Here is a 16,326-nt window from a genome sequence, read left to right as displayed (position 1 = left end):
ACCCCGCCCCGGCCGCGGCACCGGCCCCCACCCCGCCCCGGCACGGGCAAGCCCCACCGGCAGACCGGCACCAGCCCCACCCGCCCCCGCCCAGCCCCGCCCAGCCCCGGCAGGGACCGGCAGGGACCGGCCCCCCGACTCCGGACAAACCCTGGCGGTTACCCCATTCGGGTCTGATCGTTGTACTGGCCGGGTGCCTCCCACCGCACCCGGCCAGCCCCGGAGGGACCCCGATGACCGCGCAGCCCGGCACACGCACACCGCCCCCGCTCGCCGGCGGCCCCCACGGCCCCGACGCCCTGCGCCCCCTCCTCGCCACCGTCCTCGACGCCCTCACCACCGGCGCCCACGACCGCGGCGGCCCCCTCCCCGCCGGCGGCCCCGACACCGTCACCGCCCGCGTCCGCACCGCCCTCGGCGACGCCGGCGTGCTCCCCGCCCACGGCACCGGCGCCCACGAAGCCCTCCGCACCCTCGTACACACCCTCGTTGCCGGCGCCGCCGACCCCGCCGACCCCCTGTGCGCCGCCCACCTGCACTGCCCCCCGCTCGCCGTCGCAGCAGCCGCCGACCTCGCCGCCAGCGCCCTGAACCCCTCCCTCGACTCCTGGGACCAGGCCCCCGCCGCCTCCGCCCTCGAAGCCCTCCTCACCCGCACCCTCGCCGCCGAGTTCTACGACACCCCCCACGCCGACGCCCTCGTCACCACCGGCGGCACCGAAGCCAACCAACTCGCCGTCCTCCTCGCCCGCGAACGCCACGGCCCCGCCCTCACCGTCCTCCACGGAGCCAACGCCCACCACTCCGTCCCCCGCGCCGCCTGGCTCCTCGGCCTGCCCCCGGCCACCGAACTCCCCACCCCCGCCGGCACCCTCGACCCCGACCGCCTCGCCGAAGCCCTCGTCACCACCCCCGGCCCCACCCTCGTCACCGCCACCGCCGGCACCACCGACGCCGGACTCATCGACCCCCTCCACCGCATCGCCGACCTCTGCGACCACCACGGCGCCGACCTCCACATCGACGCCGCCTACGGCGGCCTCCTCGCCCTCAGCCCCCGCCACCGCGACAAACTCGCCGGACTCGGCCGCGCCCACTCCCTCACCATCGACCTGCACAAACTCGGCTGGCAGCCCGTCGCCGCAGGCCTCCTCGCCGTCCCCGACACCACCCTCCTGGCCCCCCTCGCCCACCAGGCCGACTACCTCAACGCCACCGACGACACCGAAGCCGGCCTGCCCGACCTCCTCGGCCGCTCCCTGCGCACCACCCGCCGCCCCGACGCCCTCAAGATCGCCACCACCCTCCGCGCCCTCGGCCGCGACGGCCTCGCCGCACTCATCGACCGCACCATCGACACCGCACACCACCTCGCCCGGCTCCTCGACGCCCACCCCGGCTTCGAACTCCACGCACCCCCCACCCTCACCACCGTCCTCTTCCGGCCCACCCACGCCGACGACGACCACCTCGCCACCCTGCGCCGCACCCTCCTGAACCAAGGCCGCGCCGTCCTCGGCCGCACCCACGCCGACGGCCGCCTGTGGCTCAAAGCCACCCTGCTCAACCCGCACACCACAGCGGGGGACCTGGACCAGCTCATCTCCCTCCTGGAAGGCAGCACCCACCGATGACCGCCCAGCTCGACGCCCCCCACGACCTCGTCGGAATCGGGATCGGCCCCTCCAACCTGTCCCTCGCAGCCCTCGCCCACGGCCTGCCCCGGCAAGGAGCCGGCGAACTCGCCACCGCCTTCTACGACCAGCGCCGCGACTTCCGCTGGCACCCCGGACTCCTCATCGAAGGCGCCACCCTCCAGGTCCCCTTCCTCGCCGACCTCGTCACCCTCGCCGACCCGGCCAGTCCCTGGAGCTTTCTCAGCTACCTCAAACACAAGGAACGGCTCTTCCCCTTCTACTTCGCCGAGCAGTTCCACATCCACCGCGCCGAATACGACGCCTACTGCCGCTGGGTCGCCGACCGCGTCCCCGGACTCCACTTCGGCCACCAGGTCGACGCCGTCCGCTGGAACCCCGAACGCGACCTCTTCGAAGTCGACTTCACCCAACTCGACGCTACCGGCGAAGCCGAAGCCCTCGGCCGCACCTACACCCGCAACCTCGCCCTCGGCATCGGCACCGCCCCCTACGTCCCCGAACCCCTGCGCCCCCTCGCCGACGCCCCCACCGTCCCCGTCATCCACTCCGCCGACTACCTCGACAACCGCCCACGCATCCTCGGCGCGGACCACGTCACCGTCATCGGATCGGGCCAGTCCGGCGCCGAAGTCTTCCTCGACCTCCTCCGCGCCCGCCCCGCCGGCCGCGAACGCCTCACCTGGCTCGCCCGCACCCCCTCCTTCGCCCCCATGGAGTACTCCAAGCTCGGCCTCGAACACTTCACCCCCGACTACACCCGCTACTTCCACTCCCTCCCCGAACCCGTACGCAACCAGCTCGTCCCCGCCCAATGGCAACTCCACAAGGGCATCGACGCCGACACCATCGCCGCCATCCACGCCGAGCTCTACCGCCGCACCCTCCACGGAGGCTGGCCCGACACCCTCCTCACCCCCGGAGTCAGCGTCCGCACCGCCGGCCGCGTCGCCACCACCAAGGTCGAACTCCACCTCGAACACATCGAGCAGGGCACCCGCTCCCGCCTCACCACCGACGCCGTCATCCTCGCCACCGGCTACCAGGAGCGACCGCTCGGCAGCCTCCTCGCAGGCCTCGACCCGTACCTGCGCAAGGACTCCTCCGGCCGCCCCCGCATCGACGACCGCTACCGGATGATCCTCGACCCCACCGTCACCGGCAGCATCTTCGTCCAGAACGGCGAACGCCACACCCACGGCGTCGGCGCCCCCGACCTCGGCCTCGCCGCCTGGCGCAGCGCCGCCATCCTCAACACCCTCACCGGCAAAGAGCCCTACCCCCAGCCGGCCCGCACCGCCTTCACCACCTTCGGCCTCGACCAGCGCGAACACACCCGCCCCCGCCCCGCCGGCGAACTCCTCCCCCTCGTCGAGCACCCGTAGGGGGCGTCTTGCCGGTCAGGCCGCGCTCGCGGCGTCCGGCACGATCGACAAGACACCCCCTAGGGGGCACCCGAAACCCGCCCCCACCACCGGCATTAGGGTCGCCGCATGCAGCGAACCAGTGCCGACGGGGTCACCGTCCTGTGGACGTCCGCGCCCACCCCCGGCCCCCTCACCGCCCAGCTCTCCTTCGGGACCGGGGTCCGCGACGAAACCGCCCCCACCATGGGCGTCACCCGCGTCATCGAAGCCCTCGTGATGTCCACCACCGGCAACCGCCTCCACGAGTTCACCAGCGCGGTCGACACCGAGACGACGTCCTTCCACGCCAAGGGCACCCCCCAGGACATCACCGACTTCCTGCACACCGTCTGCGTGGTCCTCTCCGAACTCCCGCTGCACCGCACCGAACACACCGCCCGCCTCCTCGGCATCCACGGCGCCCGAATACCGCAGCACCAGGCAGCAGAACCCCTCAGCGCCCGCTACGGCGCCCACGCCACCGGCCTGGTCATGCACCACCACCCCGCCATGTACGACCACGTCACCCCCGACACCGTCGCCGCCCACGCCGCCACCCACTTCACCCGCGGCAACGCCGTCCTCGCTCTCGACGGCCCCCCACCCCCGGGACTCACCCTCCCCCTGCCCGACGGACCCCCACCCCGGCGCACCGCACCCCCCAACCGCACCCCCGCCTCCTGGCAGCACCGCCCCGTCGCCACCGCCTCCCTCCTCCTCACCTCCGGAACCGGCGACCCCACCGCCGACGCCGCCCACCACATCCTGCGCCGCCGCGTCGAACACACCGCCCGCGACCTCAGAGGCATCAGCGACCACGTCACCACCCACCGCTTCGTCCGCGACCGCCTCACCTTCGACCGCGTCCTCCTCCTCGACCTCCGCGACGACAGCGCAGCGACAGCGGCCGAGATCCTCTGGCACGAAACCCTCCGCCTCACCCGCGAAGGACCCGCACAGGACGAACTCGACGCCTTCACCGCACACCACCGCGCCACCCTCAACCGCACGAACGGCCACTGGCACTCACTCGAACGGGCCATCACCACCGAACACTTCGGCATCCCCCACCTCGACGACCGCACCCTCCTGGAGCGCTACGCCGCCATCACCCACCAGGACGTCAGCACCCACCTCGAACGCGCCCTCACCGACGCCGTGCTCGTCGTGCCCCACCAGGTCTTCCTCCAGCCCAGAACCCTCCAGCGCACCCCCCTGCCCAACTCCGACTGCTGGCGCCTGGCCGACCAGCACCCCCCGACCCCCGGCACCCGCTTCCGCATGAGCCGCCTCCGCCGGGCCAGGACCCCCCGCCACGAACAGGGCAGCTACGTCCTCACCCCCTGGGGCCTGGTCACCCGCGACGCCAACGGCGACGAACACGACATCCGCTTCGACGAGGTCGCCCTCCTCACCCACGACGGCCCCGGCCGCATCGTCCTCACCGGCTGCGGCTGCGACATGCACGTCCACCCCCACCAGGTCGCCCGCGGCAATCGACTCGTCGCCGCCCTCGACGCCGCCGTCCCCGCCCACCTCGCCCGCACCACCCCCTGAACGCACACGGGGGCCGGGACCCGCCGCCGCGGACCCCGGCCCCCTGAGGTGCCTCTTGCGACCAGCGCCTAGAACACCGGCACGCCCGCCCGCGTCAGACGCCAGTCCACCGACGCGAACTGCGCCGGGTCGACCGTCCCCTTCGCCTTCACCCACTGGATGATCGTGTTCCGGATCTCGTCCGAGTTCGACCACAGCTGCTTGGCCTGCGGCACGTGCGGGAAGTTCCCGCCGCCCGAAGCCCGGTAGTTGTTCACCGCCAGCACGAACTGCGCCGCCGGATCCACCGCCTTCCCCTGGAAGGCCAGCCCCGTGATCCGCGAACCCGCCGGCTGCGCGATGTCGATGTCGTACGCCAGCCCGTACACGGCGTCGTAGTTGTAGTCCGGGATGCTCTCGGCGTTCGTCAGCTTCGCCGGATCCACTGGAGCACCCGGCGCCGTCTGCACGTAATACCGCGCCGAGTACTCCAGATAGTCCTTCACCTGCGCACCCGTCAGCAGCCGCGCCTCCATCGTGTTCTCGAACGGGTACAGCCCCGCGGCGTCCTTGATCGTCACCTGACCGGCCGGGATCGCCGCCGTCCGCGAGAAGCACGAGGCCTGCGACAGCACCGGAAGCGCCGCCCACTCCGTACCCGCCAGCGCCGCCTTCACCGTCTCCGCCTGCACGTGGTTGATCAGATCGATGATCGCCACGTCCTTGACCGGCCCCTCCGCCGAGGACATCGCCTGCGTCGACGTACCGATCACCTGGTTCACGTACGCCACGACCTTGCGGTGCTCGTCCGACAGCAGCCCCGTGATCTTCGGGTCCTCCGCCACCGTGTTCGAGTTCAGCACCCTCGCCGCGACCTTCGCCACCGACCAGCGGCCCTTCGCCCACGTCAGCTCGAAGTCGAACAGCGTCAGCCGCTGCCCCCACTTCAGCGGCTCCGACAGCACCACGTCCTTGCCGGTCGCCTTGTTCTTCACCCGGTACTCGGGAATCTCCGTGTGCGCATGCCCCACCAGGATCGCGTCGATCCCCGGCACCTGCTCCGCCACCAACGCAGCCGCGTTCTCGATGTGCGGCAGCTGGTCCCCGTACGAGGACGTCCCGCTCGACCCCGAATGCGCCGACACGATCACCACATCGGCACCCATGGAACGGAGCTTCGGCACGTACTTCGCCGCCTGCTCCTCCAGCCCCGGGAACGTCATCTTCCCCTGCACATTGGCCTTGTCCCAGATCGCGATACCCGGGTTCGTCAGCCCCAGCACCGCCACCTTCACATCACGCCCGTGCGGAGTCCGCAGACAGTGCATGCTGTACGGCGCGAACGCCGGCCGCAGCGTCCGCGCATCCAGCGCGTTCGCCCCCAGCAGCGGAAAATCACACTGCTCCTCGAACTTCCGCAGCACCGGTATCCCGTAATTGAACTCGTGGTTCCCCAGCGCCGCCGCGTCATAACCGATCGCGTTCATCGCCTGCGCCATCGGGTGCACCGGACCCCGCCGCGCGGTGATCGGATCCACCTTCGCGTAGTAGTACGACAGCTGCGTGCCCTGGATCGTGTCACCCGCGTCGATCAGCAGCGTGTTACGCCGCCCCTTCTCCGCCCGCACCTGCTCCACCAACGTGGAAATCTTCGCCAGACCGACGTCGTTGTGCGCCTTGTCGTCGAACTCCTTGTCCGTGAAGTAGTCCCAGTTGAAGACATTCCCGTGCAAGTCGGTCGTACCCATCACCGTGAACGCGTACGTCCGCGCCGGGGACGCGGACCCCTCCACAGCCTGCGGAGCCGCCGCAGCCGGGGTGCTCGTGGCCCCCGCCAACGCCACAGCCGCACCCGTCGCCGCCGTACTACCCAGGAAAGTCCTACGGTCGAACGCCATACCATCTCCCTTTTGAGGCCTGAACAACGCGCGTAGATTCTGACCCAGCAGTAACAAGCCGCAACACCCCCACCAGGTTTCGATCCGGTGACCACACCCGAACGAGCGACAGTGCGACAGTGAAACCATGACCCAGGACGCACCGCACCAGCCCTACGGAACCCCCGAAGTACCCCGCGTAGCGGTCCGCGGCGAAGCCCGCATCGAAGTCGACCCCGAGATCGCCCGCATCGGAATCACCGTCAGCGCCCGCGGCACCGACCGCCGCACCGCACTCGAAGACCTCACCCGCCGCAACAACACCGCCCTCGACCTCATCAAGAGCTACGGCGACCCCGTCGAAAAACTCGAAACCGGCGCCTTCTCCATCACCCCCGAACTCACCCGCCACGGCCGCGCCGAACGCATCCGCGCCTACCACGGCCGCGTCCACATCACCGCCGAACTCAGCGACTTCACCACCCTCGGCGAACTCACCACCCGCCTCGCCGACCTCGAACTCACCCAGGTCGACGGCCCCTGGTGGGCCCTGCGCCCCACCTCACCCGCCCACGGCCAAGCCCGCCGCCAAGCCGTACTCGAAGCCGTCCAGCGCGCCCGCGAATACGCCGAAGCCCTCGGCGCGAACCTCGCCGCCCTCGTCGAACTCGCCGACCTCGGCGCCGAGAACGCCGCCCCCTTCGCCGCCGCCCCCGGCGCCGGCATGCGCACCATGGCCTTCAGCGCCGCCGAGGACGCCGGCCCCCCGCCCCTCGACCTCGAACCCCAGCGCCAGACCGTCTACGCACAGGTGAACGCCCGCTTCACCATGACCCCTCCACAACTCTGAAGAACCCACAAAAGACGCCCCCGGGGGTGCTCATCAGAGCACCCCCATGCACATTCAACACTTGTCAACAACCTTTTGCCCAACGGTTGTTGATTGGACACCCAGAAGCGATTACCTACCCGCAGGTAGGGGAATACGCTCGCCTCATGCGCCGAGCGAAAATCGTATGTACCCTGGGCCCCGCAACCGACTCATACGACCAGATCAAAGCACTGGTCGAAGCCGGAATGGACATCGCCCGCCTCAACCTCAGCCACGGCACCACAGCCGAACACGAGGAGCGCTACCAGCGCGTACGCAAGGCCTCCGACGAGACCGGCCACAGCGTCGGCATCCTCGCCGACCTTCAAGGCCCGAAGATCCGCCTCGGCCGCTTCCGCGAAGGACCCGTACTCCTTGAACGCGGTGACGAATTCACCATCACCGTCGAAGACCACCAAGGCGACCGCCACACCTGCGGCACCACCTACAAAGGCCTCGCCACCGACGTCACCACCGGCGAACTCATCCTCGTCGACGACGGCCGCGTCACCCTCGAAGTCACCGCCGTCGACGGCCCCCGCGTCCACACCCGCGTCATCGAAGGCGGCATGGTCTCCGACCACAAAGGCCTCAACCTCCCCGGCGTAGCCGTCTCCGTCCCCGCCCTCTCCGAAAAAGACATCGAAGACCTCCGCTGGGCACTGCGCACCGGCGCCGACGTCATCGCCCTCTCCTTCGTCCGCAGCGGCCGCGACATCGACGACGTCCACCGCATCATGGACGAAGAAGGCCGACGCCTCCCCGTCATCGCCAAGATCGAAAAGCCCCAAGCCGTCGAAAACATCGACGACATCGTCGCCGCCTTCGACGGCATCATGGTCGCCCGCGGCGACCTCGGCGTCGAAATGCCCCTCGAACAAGTCCCCATCGTCCAAAAGCGCGCCATCAAACTCGCCAAGCGCAACGCCAAACCCGTCATCGTCGCCACCCAAATGCTCGACTCGATGATCGACAACTCCCGCCCCACCCGCGCCGAAGCCAGCGACGTCGCCAACGCCATCATCGACGGCACCGACGCCGTCATGCTCTCCGGCGAAACCAGCGTCGGCAAATACCCCATCGAAACCGTCCGCACCATGTCCCGCATCGTCGAAGCTGCCGAAGAAGACATCCTCGCCAAGGGCCTCCCCCCACTCACCGACCGCAACAAACCCCGCACCCAAGGCGGAGCCGTCGCCCGCGCAGCCGCCGAAATGGGCGACTTCCTCGACGCCAAATTCCTCGTCGCCTTCACCCAGAGCGGCGACACCGTCCGCCGACTCTCCCGCTACCGCTCACCCATCCCCCTCCTCGCCTTCACCCCCGACCCCGCCACCCGCTCCCAGCTCAACCTCACCTGGGGCGTCGAAACCTTCCTCGGCCCCCACGTCGACTCCACCGACGCCATGGTCGCCCAGGTCGAAGAAGAACTCCTGCGCATCGGCCGCTGCGTACCCGGCGACACCGTCGTCATCACCGCCGGCTCACCCCCCGGCGTCACCGGCTCCACCAACCTCGTCCGCATCCACCACATCGGCGACCCGGTCCGCTGACGCACGACCCCGTACGAGACGCACCGCGTCGGGCGACGCGCCCGACGCGGCCCCCGCCACCCGCACCACCAGCCGCACCGCCGATCCACCACAGCCGGCCAATCCCTTGACCTCAACCAAACCTGAGGTCATACGTTCGCGACATGACGACGAACGAGTACTCCCAGCAGCAGCTCGCCGCCCAGCCCATCGGCTACTGGGCCCGCGAAGCCGCAAACCTGGTCATCGGCGGCCTCCGCACGGCCCTCGCCGAAGAGCACCTCACCCAGCCCCACTGGTGCACCCTGGGCCACATAGCCGGCGCCCCGGGCGAATGGACCCGCAAGGGCCTCACCGAGAAGCTGACCCCCTTCGACGACCAGAACATCGACTTCGAAGCCGTCTACGCCGACCTCACCACCCGCGGCTGGCTCACCGAGACCGACGACCGCCTCACCCTCACCGAAGCCGGCGAAGCAGGACGCCTCCGAGCCCACGACCGCAACGCGAAGGTCCACGCAGCCATGCGGCAGGGCATCGACGACACCGCCTACGCCGCCACGATCAACACCCTCCGCCACATGGTCGCCAACCTCGGCGGCAACGGCGACCTGCCGTAACGCCATACTGGGCCCTCACGACGCACGCACACGGGGGACCGACCGGATGACCACGCAGCCGCCACACGCGCCGGACGCCGGACCCGAGCACGCGTGCGAACCCCGCCCGGGCCCCTGCCGACTGCCCGACCCGTGGATGTGCGACGTGTTCTACGTCGACGGAAGCCTCCGCGACATCACCGTCGCAGACACCGACGACACGGACTGGAACCAGGTCCTGCACCACCTCGGCACCGCCGCCGACGAACTCACCTGGTACAGCGGCGCCGAGGGTGAGGACACCGACGGGAACGACGCCGCAGACCGGCTCGCCGCACTGGAGGACTGCTATACGGCAACCCTCGGCGTCCGATACGGCCACACCTGGTTCTCGGCCCATCTCCCCGTCGACGGGATCGAATTCTCCCTCTGGCCCGACGGCATCGAGGACGGGGCCCACGTCGCCGACGTGCTGCGCTTCCTGACCGAACTGGGCACGGCCTGCGGCCGCCCCGCCGTCCTCACCGCCGAGACCGTCACCGGCCACCACGAGCTGCCGCCCCTGATCACCTACGACCCGGCCACCGGAACCGCCACCCACCTCTGAACCTAGTACTTCGGCCCGATGTGGGCGTCCATGAGGGCGACGCAGTCCTTCCGCGCGACGGACACGTTGAACGGATCACTGCCCCGCGCCAGCACCGTCCACCGGACCCCGACCTTGGTCAGCGTGTCCGTGCACAGCTTCCGGATGTCGTCGGACTTGTTGGTGAAGAAGTACCGCGGGTACTCGTAGCGCTTGCCGTTGCGGACGGTCCAGTTGGTGACCCGACACCCGTCCGAATGGATCAGCCCCCGGAGGAACTCCCACGGATGCGCATCCACGATCTCCTGCTGCCACCCTTCGAGAACGATCCGCCGCTCGTGCTTCTTGCCGGGCCCGTGCTGAGGGAACAGGCATGTCCAGTGGGTCGAGTGGGACTGCACCTCGACGCATCCCTGTCGTTGGCGACGGCTCACGCGCGGGATCTGCATCACGAGATGCATGGCCTCCTCGGCGGCGTCTATGAGGCCCACCCAGGTGGCGTCGCAAAAGATGGACAGGTGGTGCTGCTTGTACTTCGAGATGATGTGGCCGTCGCCGAGATAGAGGCCGAGGAGATAGGCGTACGCCGGCCGGTCGACGTCGAGGCCGGTGCACCTCGGACAGTCGGTGGGTGGCTCGTAGGTCTCGCCGCGGCGCTTCCGGTCCTGGTGCCGCCACCAGCCGACAGTGCCGCGGGGCACGCCGAGGCTCTCGGCCACCACTCGATTGGTCACGCCTCGGCGTAACAGCAGAACTGCTTCTTCGCGGATCGCGGGATTGTGCTCCACGACGCAGGAGCCTCGCTGTTATTCGCCCGGTTGGTCGCAATTCGAAGTTTCGTTCACCGTGACGAGTGAAGATCGCAATATTCGCTTGGCGACCTTGAAATTGAAGGAGAAGTACCCCGGGTCGGATTCGAACCGACGCTGAATGGGTTTTGAATCCATCGCCTCTACCGCTGGGCTACCGGGGCCCCTTCGAAACGAAGGATACCTAAGACCCTCCGTGTCACAAACATACAGGAGCTAGGTAGGCTCGTGGGAGCTTAACCGCCTTGCACCGAGGAGCATCCGTGACCGCCGAGCACGAGTCGACGCCCACGCCCGACGCCGACCAGCCGCACGTTCCGCCGCTGACGACCCGCGTCGTCATCGCCGAGGACGAGGCGCTCATCCGTCTCGATCTCAAAGAGATGCTCGAAGAAGAGGGCTACTCCGTCGTCGGCGAGGCCGGCGACGGGCAGACGGCCGTCGAGCTCGCCCGTGAGCACCGTCCCGACCTGGTGATCCTCGACGTGAAGATGCCCGTCCTGGACGGGATCTCCGCGGCCGAGAAGATCGCGGAGGAGTCCATCGCGCCCGTGCTCATGCTCACCGCGTTCTCGCAGCGCGACCTCGTCGAGCGGGCCCGGGACGCCGGTGCGATGGCGTACCTCGTGAAGCCGTTCAGCAAGAGCGACGTGGTGCCCGCCATCGAGATGGCCGTGTCCCGCTTCGCGGAGCTGCGGGCGCTGGAGCAGGAGGTCGCGGACCTCTCGCAGCGGCTGGAGACGCGCAAGCTGGTGGACCGTGCGAAGAGCATCCTGCAGACGCAGTACGGGCTGACGGAGCCGGCCGCCTTCCGGTGGATCCAGAAGTCGTCGATGGACCGTCGGATGTCCATGCAGCAGGTCGCCGAGGTGGTCATCGAGGACGCCGAGGCGAAGAAGAAGGAGAGCGGCGCGTAGCAGCCGCCCCCGGACATGCGTGAGGCCCGCCTCCCCCCGAGGGGAGGCGGGCCTCACACGTTGTGTCAGTCCTCGCCGAGGTAGGCCTTGCGGACGTCCTCGTTGTGGAGGAGGTCGCGGCCGGTGCCGGAGAGAACGATCTTGCCGATCTCCATCACGTGCGCGCTGTCGGAGAGCGAGAGCGCCGCCTGGGCGTTCTGCTCGACGAGCAGGATGGTCATGCCGGTGGCCTTGAGGTCCTTGATGGTCGCCATGATCTTCTGCATCATCAGCGGGGACAGGCCCATGGAGGGCTCGTCCAGCATCAGGAGCTTGGGGCGGGACATGAGCGCGCGGCCCATGGCGAGCATCTGCTGCTCGCCGCCCGAGAGGGTGCCGGCGGCCTGCTTGCGACGCTCGCCCAGGATGGGGAACATCTCGTAGGCGCGCTGGACGTCCTTCTCGATGCCTTCCTTGTCGGTGCGGAGGAAGGCGCCGAGCTGGAGGTTTTCGGCGATCGTCAGCCGGGGGAAGATGTGGCGTCCCTCGGGGGAGTGGGCGAGGCCCAGGGAGACGATCTTGTGGGCGGGGACGGCGGCGAGGGGCTGGCCGTCGAAGGTGATGCTGCCGCTCTTGGGCTTGATGAGCCCGGAGAGGGTGCGCAGGGTGGTCGTCTTGCCGGCGCCGTTGGTGCCGACGAGGCAGACGATTTCGCCTTCGTTGACTTCGAAGGAGATTCCCTTGACGGCTTCGATCTTGCCGTAGGCGACCTTGAGGTCTTCGACCTTGAGCAGTGCGGTCACTTGGCCTCTCCTTCCGTGCTGGTGGTGCTGGTGGTGCTGTCCGAGTCGGCGTCGGCCGGGGCGTCGGTGTCGCCGTCGGTCTCCGCTTCGGGTTCGGCGTCGGTCTCGGTGGCCTCGGCGGTGGCGTCGGCCTCGGGCTCGGCCTCGGCGTCGGCCTCGGGCTCGGCCGCAGCCTCGGCTTCGGCCGGTGCTGCGGCTTCGGCGGCGGCTTCCGCTGCCTCGACGGCGGCGTCGTCGGCGGCGCCCGGGTCGCCCTCGAAGGGCTCGCCGAGGTAGGCGGCGATGACGCGCTCGTCGCCCTGGACCTCGGACGCGGTGCCTTCGATGAGCTTTTCGCCCTGGACGAGGCAGGCGACGCGGTCGCAGAGGTTGAAGATGAAGCGCATGTCGTGCTCGATGACGAGGACGGCGATGCCCATGTCGCGGATGGCGAAGATGAGTTCTTCGGCAGCGCGGGTTTCCTGCGGGTTCATGCCGGCGGTGGGCTCGTCCAGGAGGATGAGGCCGGGGTCGCTGGCGAGGGCGCGGGCGATTTCCAGCTTGCGCTGTTCGCCGTAGGGGAGGTTCTTGGCCAGGTGCTGGGCCTTGTTCTCCAGGCCGATGAACTCCAGGAGTTCCATGGCGCGCGCTTCGCTGGCGGCTTCGGCCTTCTTGAAGCCGGGGCCGCGGAGCAGGGCGGACCAGAGGCCTTCCTTGGTGCGGGTGTGGCGTCCGACGAGGACGTTCTCCAGCACGGTCATGTTGTGGAAGAGCCGGATGTTCTGGAAGGTGCGGGCGATGCCGGCCTCGGTGACCTTGTGGGGCTTGGGAGGCAGGACGGTGCCCTTGTAGCTGACGGATCCCTCGGTGGGGACGTACAGCCCGGTGAGGCAGTTGAAGAAGGTGGTCTTGCCGGCGCCGTTGGGGCCGATGAGTCCGACGATCTCGCCCGAGTTGACCTGGAGGTCGACGTTCTTGACGGCGGTGAGGCCGCCGAAGCGCATCGTGACGCCCTTGGCTTCGAGAACCGTGGTCTTGGTGGTGGTGTCCGTGGTGGTCGTCATGTTGTTCACGCCCCCGCCTTGGCGGTGGCCAGGTCCGTGGGGGCCTGGTCAGCGGTGTCGTCGTGGAACTCGAGCTGCGCGCGCTTGTTGGCGATGAGGCCTTCGGGGCGGAAGCGCATGAGCAGGATGAGGGCGATGCCGAAGGCGAGGAGCTGGTAGTCCTGGAGGAAGGCCAGCTTCGCCGGGATCAGGAAGAGCAGTGCGGCGCCGAGGATGGGGCCGCGGATGGTGCCCATGCCGCCGAGGATGACGGCGGCGAGGAGGAACGCGGAGTTCGGCGGGACGGGCCCGGCGAAGACGTAGTTCTCGGGGACGACCGTGCTGTTGACGTGTGCCTGGACGGTGCCGGCGAGGCCGGCGAGGGTGGCGCCGAGGGCGAAGGCGATGAGCTTGACCTTGAAGCCGTTGATGCCCATGGCTTCGGCGGCGGTCTCGTCTTCGCGGATGGCGACCCAGGCGCGGCCGATGCGGCTGCTGCCGGCGCGGGCGAAGACCACGACGACGAGGGCCATCACGAGCAGCATCAGGAAGTAGTAGTTGGCGTAGGCGCCGAGGGTGATGCCGCCGACCACGTGGGATTCCCCGAAGTTCCACCCGAAGATTTCGAGGTGGGGGATGTTGGGGATGCCGTTGGGGCCGTTGGTGATGTCCGGGCCGGAGGTGCCGTCGAGGTTGCCCATGGCGATGCGGAAGATTTCTCCGAAGCCGAGGGTGACGATGGCGAGGTAGTCGCCGCGCAGGCGCAGGGTCGGGGCTCCGATGACCACGCCGAAGATGAGCGAGGCGAGGGCGCCGACGATGACCGCTGCCCAGAAGGGCAGGTGGATGCCGAAGGCGGATGCGGTGCTTCCGGAGACCAGGGCGGCGGCGTAGGCGCCGACGCCGAGGAAGGCGACGTAGCCGAGGTCGAGGAGGCCGGCGAGGCCGACGACGACGTTGAGGCCGAGGGCGACGGTCGCGAAGATCAGGATGTTGACCGCGATGAGCGTGTAGGTGTCGCCGCTCTGCTGGATGAAGGGGAAGGCGATGGCGGCGGCCGCGGTGCCGATCAGGGTGACCTGGCGGTACTTGGCGGTGAGGCCGCCGAGGCGGGCGAAGAGGCCGGACTTGTTCAGCGCGAAGGCCGCGAGGCCGACGGTGATCAGGTAGGCGACGAAGAGCTGCGGTTCCTTGTCATCGGTGTCGATGCCGAAGGTGATGACGAAGAGGCCGATGGCGAAGACGCCGGTGATGATGAGGATCTCGGCCCAGGAGGGCAGCTGCTTGGCGGGGGCCGCCTTGCGGGTGTCGTCGGCGAGCTTGTTCACGGCGAGGACCGGGATGAACGTGCCGAGGAGGGCGACGTAGGAGCCGGGTTCCAGGTTGATGACGCCGCCGAGGACGACGGTGATGGAGATGACCGTGAACCAGGTGGCGGCGAGGTTGCCGAGGGTGAGGAAGAAGAGGGCCTTGCGGGTGCCGTTGGGGGCGAGCCAGCGGAAGCCCTTGACGCCGAGCGCGGAGAGCGCGAAGGCGAGGGTGAGGGCTGCGCCGGCGAGGGTGACGTACTGGATGGCGGCGGGGCTGCCGTAGTAGGTCAGGTCGCCGGGGAATTCGGAGGTCCAGGTCCACGCGAGGAAGGCGCTGACGATGGTGAGGAGGCTGCCGGCGATGACCGCGTAGAGGAGGGTGGTGGGCGCGGGGCCCTGCTTCACCGTGTCGGCGGTCTGCGGGGTGGTGTTGGTGGTCATGGTTCTCACGCCCGATCCGCGACGCGCTCACCGAGCAGGCCTTGTGGCCGCACGAGGAGGACGACGATGAGGAGTACGAAGGCCCAGACGTTGGACCAGGCGCCACCGCCGAGCTGCGACATGCCGGGGATGTCTTCGATGTAGGCGATCGAGAGGGCTTCGGCGAGTCCGAGGACGACGCCGCCGACCATGGCTCCGTAGATGTTGCCGATGCCGCCGAGGACGGCTGCGGTGAAGGCCTTGAGGCCGAGGATGAAGCCCATCTCGAAGTTGATCTGGCCCTTGTCGAGGCCGTAGGCGACGGCGGCGACGGCGGCGAACGCGGCACCGATGGCGAAGGCCATGACGATGATGCGGTCGGTGTTGATGCCCATCAGCTTCGCGGTGTCGGGGTCCTGCGCGGTGGCCTGCATGGCGCGGCCGCTGCGGCTCTTCTGGACGAAGACGCCGAGGGCGAGCATGCAGAGCGGGGCGAGGATGAGGACGAAGAGGTCCGCGCGCTGGATCGCCAGGCTGTCGGTGATCTTGAAGGCGGCGCCCTTGAATTCAGGGAAGCTGACGGCCTTCTTGGCGTCCGGGTAGAACTGCCAGACGAGCTGCTGGAGCGCGATCGAGAGGCCGATTGCGGTGATGAGGGGTGCGAGCCGGGGGGCGCTGCGCAGTGGGCGGTAGGCGAAGCGTTCGGCTGCGCAGGCCACGGCGACGGAGGTGGCGGCACCTCCGACGATCATGACGGGTATCGCGATCAGCAGGGAGGTGCCGGTCGGGAGGATGGCGTAGGCGCTGAGCGCGCCGAAGCCGCCGATCATGAAGATCTCGCCGTGGGCGAAGTTGATGAGCTGGACGATGCCGTAGACCATGGTGTACCCGATGGCGATGAGGCCATAGAGAGCACCGAGGGCCAGGCCGTTGGCCAGCTGTTGCGGCAGTTCGTGCACCGCAGGGCCTCCGATGAGCGTGTCGGATAAGACTCCGCGCGAGGG

General features: G+C 69.2%; 14 protein-coding genes and 1 tRNA gene. 8 read left to right on the top strand and 7 right to left on the bottom strand.

Features of this window, described 5'->3' with window-relative positions; genetic code table 11:
- Positions 1-233: 233 nt before the first annotated feature.
- The 3 genes from ACZ4YL_RS16240 to ACZ4YL_RS16230 all read left to right on the top strand — a co-directional run bounded on the left by ACZ4YL_RS16240 (position 234) and on the right by ACZ4YL_RS16230 (position 4,618).
- A complete protein-coding gene (locus ACZ4YL_RS16240; RefSeq protein WP_468117028.1) occupies positions 234-1,634 on the top strand; it encodes a pyridoxal phosphate-dependent decarboxylase family protein in 1,401 nt (466 codons plus the stop codon).
- On the top strand, positions 1,631-3,040 hold the full coding sequence (locus tag ACZ4YL_RS16235) for a lysine N(6)-hydroxylase/L-ornithine N(5)-oxygenase family protein (RefSeq protein WP_468117027.1): 1,410 nt from the start codon (positions 1,631-1,633) through the stop codon (positions 3,038-3,040). Before ACZ4YL_RS16240 ends, ACZ4YL_RS16235 begins: the two co-directional genes overlap by 4 nt.
- Positions 3,041-3,148: 108 nt before the next feature.
- A complete protein-coding gene (locus tag ACZ4YL_RS16230) occupies positions 3,149-4,618 on the top strand; it encodes a peptidase M16 family protein (protein ID WP_468117025.1) in 1,470 nt (489 codons plus the stop codon).
- 68 nt (positions 4,619-4,686) lie between these two features.
- On the opposite strand, the gene ACZ4YL_RS16225 is transcribed toward ACZ4YL_RS16230, so the two are convergent.
- The gene (locus ACZ4YL_RS16225; RefSeq protein WP_468117277.1) at positions 4,687-6,495 is read right to left on the bottom strand and encodes a bifunctional metallophosphatase/5'-nucleotidase; all 1,809 of its coding nucleotides are present in this window, start codon (positions 6,493-6,495) and stop codon (positions 4,687-4,689) included.
- Between the two features lie 127 nt (positions 6,496-6,622).
- On the opposite strand from ACZ4YL_RS16225, the gene ACZ4YL_RS16220 reads away from it, so the two are divergent.
- From ACZ4YL_RS16220 to ACZ4YL_RS16205, 4 genes are all read left to right on the top strand, one after another.
- Positions 6,623-7,324, top strand: coding sequence for an SIMPL domain-containing protein (locus tag ACZ4YL_RS16220; protein WP_468117023.1), 702 nt, complete (start codon positions 6,623-6,625; stop codon positions 7,322-7,324).
- A 146-nt stretch (positions 7,325-7,470) separates the two neighbouring features.
- On the top strand, positions 7,471-8,898 hold the full coding sequence (pyk, locus tag ACZ4YL_RS16215; protein WP_468117022.1) for a pyruvate kinase: 1,428 nt from the start codon (positions 7,471-7,473) through the stop codon (positions 8,896-8,898).
- Positions 8,899-9,041: 143 nt separating this feature from the next.
- A complete protein-coding gene (locus ACZ4YL_RS16210; protein WP_468117020.1) occupies positions 9,042-9,497 on the top strand; it encodes a MarR family transcriptional regulator in 456 nt (151 codons plus the stop codon).
- Positions 9,498-9,543: 46 nt separating this feature from the next.
- Positions 9,544-10,083 (top strand): hypothetical protein, encoded by a 540-nt coding sequence (locus ACZ4YL_RS16205; protein ID WP_468117019.1) that lies wholly within the window; start codon positions 9,544-9,546, stop codon positions 10,081-10,083.
- A gap of 2 nt (positions 10,084-10,085) precedes the next feature.
- Here the strand turns inward: ACZ4YL_RS16205 and ACZ4YL_RS16200 are convergent, their stop codons facing one another.
- Together ACZ4YL_RS16200 and ACZ4YL_RS16195 are read right to left on the bottom strand one after the other, a co-directional pair.
- A complete protein-coding gene (locus tag ACZ4YL_RS16200) occupies positions 10,086-10,796 on the bottom strand; it encodes a helix-turn-helix domain-containing protein (protein WP_468117017.1) in 711 nt (236 codons plus the stop codon).
- A 166-nt stretch (positions 10,797-10,962) separates the two neighbouring features.
- A tRNA-Leu gene (locus tag ACZ4YL_RS16195) sits at positions 10,963-11,035 on the bottom strand.
- Between the two features lie 99 nt (positions 11,036-11,134).
- On the opposite strand from ACZ4YL_RS16195, the gene ACZ4YL_RS16190 reads away from it, so the two are divergent.
- Positions 11,135-11,788 (top strand): ANTAR domain-containing response regulator, encoded by a 654-nt coding sequence (locus ACZ4YL_RS16190; protein WP_468117016.1) that lies wholly within the window; start codon positions 11,135-11,137, stop codon positions 11,786-11,788.
- A gap of 65 nt (positions 11,789-11,853) precedes the next feature.
- On the opposite strand, the gene ACZ4YL_RS16185 is transcribed toward ACZ4YL_RS16190, so the two are convergent.
- From ACZ4YL_RS16185 to ACZ4YL_RS16170, 4 genes are read right to left on the bottom strand one after another with little or no spacing between them, the layout of a single operon-like run.
- Positions 11,854-12,570, bottom strand: a complete 717-nt coding sequence (locus ACZ4YL_RS16185) for an ABC transporter ATP-binding protein (protein ID WP_301371782.1) — start codon at positions 12,568-12,570, stop codon at positions 11,854-11,856.
- A complete protein-coding gene (locus ACZ4YL_RS16180; protein WP_468117275.1) occupies positions 12,567-13,613 on the bottom strand; it encodes an ABC transporter ATP-binding protein in 1,047 nt (348 codons plus the stop codon). The genes ACZ4YL_RS16185 and ACZ4YL_RS16180 overlap by 4 nt, the downstream gene beginning before the upstream one ends.
- Positions 13,614-13,618: 5 nt before the next feature.
- Positions 13,619-15,343, bottom strand: coding sequence for a branched-chain amino acid ABC transporter permease (locus tag ACZ4YL_RS16175; RefSeq protein ID WP_468117014.1), 1,725 nt, complete (start codon positions 15,341-15,343; stop codon positions 13,619-13,621).
- 5 nt (positions 15,344-15,348) lie between these two features.
- Positions 15,349-16,281: a branched-chain amino acid ABC transporter permease gene (locus tag ACZ4YL_RS16170; RefSeq protein ID WP_030008505.1), complete on the bottom strand. Its 933-nt coding sequence runs from the start codon at positions 16,279-16,281 to the stop codon at positions 15,349-15,351.
- Positions 16,282-16,326: the final 45 nt, after the last annotated feature.

Source organism: Streptomyces sp. NPDC030021 (assembly GCF_055574035.1).
This window is presented reverse-complemented; position numbering and strand designations above follow the sequence as displayed.

Excerpts from the sequence above, each read along its gene's own strand:
- ACZ4YL_RS16240 (WP_468117028.1), top strand. The coding sequence starts at position 234 with ATGACCGCGCAGCCCGGCACACGCACACCGCCCCCGCTCGCCGGCGGC.
- ACZ4YL_RS16235 (WP_468117027.1), top strand. The coding sequence starts at position 1,631 with ATGACCGCCCAGCTCGACGCCCCCCACGACCTCGTCGGAATCGGGATC.
- ACZ4YL_RS16230 (WP_468117025.1), top strand. The coding sequence starts at position 3,149 with ATGCAGCGAACCAGTGCCGACGGGGTCACCGTCCTGTGGACGTCCGCG.
- ACZ4YL_RS16225 (WP_468117277.1), bottom strand. The coding sequence starts at position 6,495 with ATGGCGTTCGACCGTAGGACTTTCCTGGGTAGTACGGCGGCGACGGGT.
- ACZ4YL_RS16220 (WP_468117023.1), top strand. The coding sequence starts at position 6,623 with ATGACCCAGGACGCACCGCACCAGCCCTACGGAACCCCCGAAGTACCC.
- pyk (WP_468117022.1), top strand. The coding sequence starts at position 7,471 with ATGCGCCGAGCGAAAATCGTATGTACCCTGGGCCCCGCAACCGACTCA.
- ACZ4YL_RS16210 (WP_468117020.1), top strand. The coding sequence starts at position 9,042 with ATGACGACGAACGAGTACTCCCAGCAGCAGCTCGCCGCCCAGCCCATC.
- ACZ4YL_RS16205 (WP_468117019.1), top strand. The coding sequence starts at position 9,544 with ATGACCACGCAGCCGCCACACGCGCCGGACGCCGGACCCGAGCACGCG.
- ACZ4YL_RS16180 (WP_468117275.1), bottom strand. The coding sequence starts at position 13,613 with ATGACGACCACCACGGACACCACCACCAAGACCACGGTTCTCGAAGCC.
- ACZ4YL_RS16175 (WP_468117014.1), bottom strand. The coding sequence starts at position 15,343 with ATGACCACCAACACCACCCCGCAGACCGCCGACACGGTGAAGCAGGGC.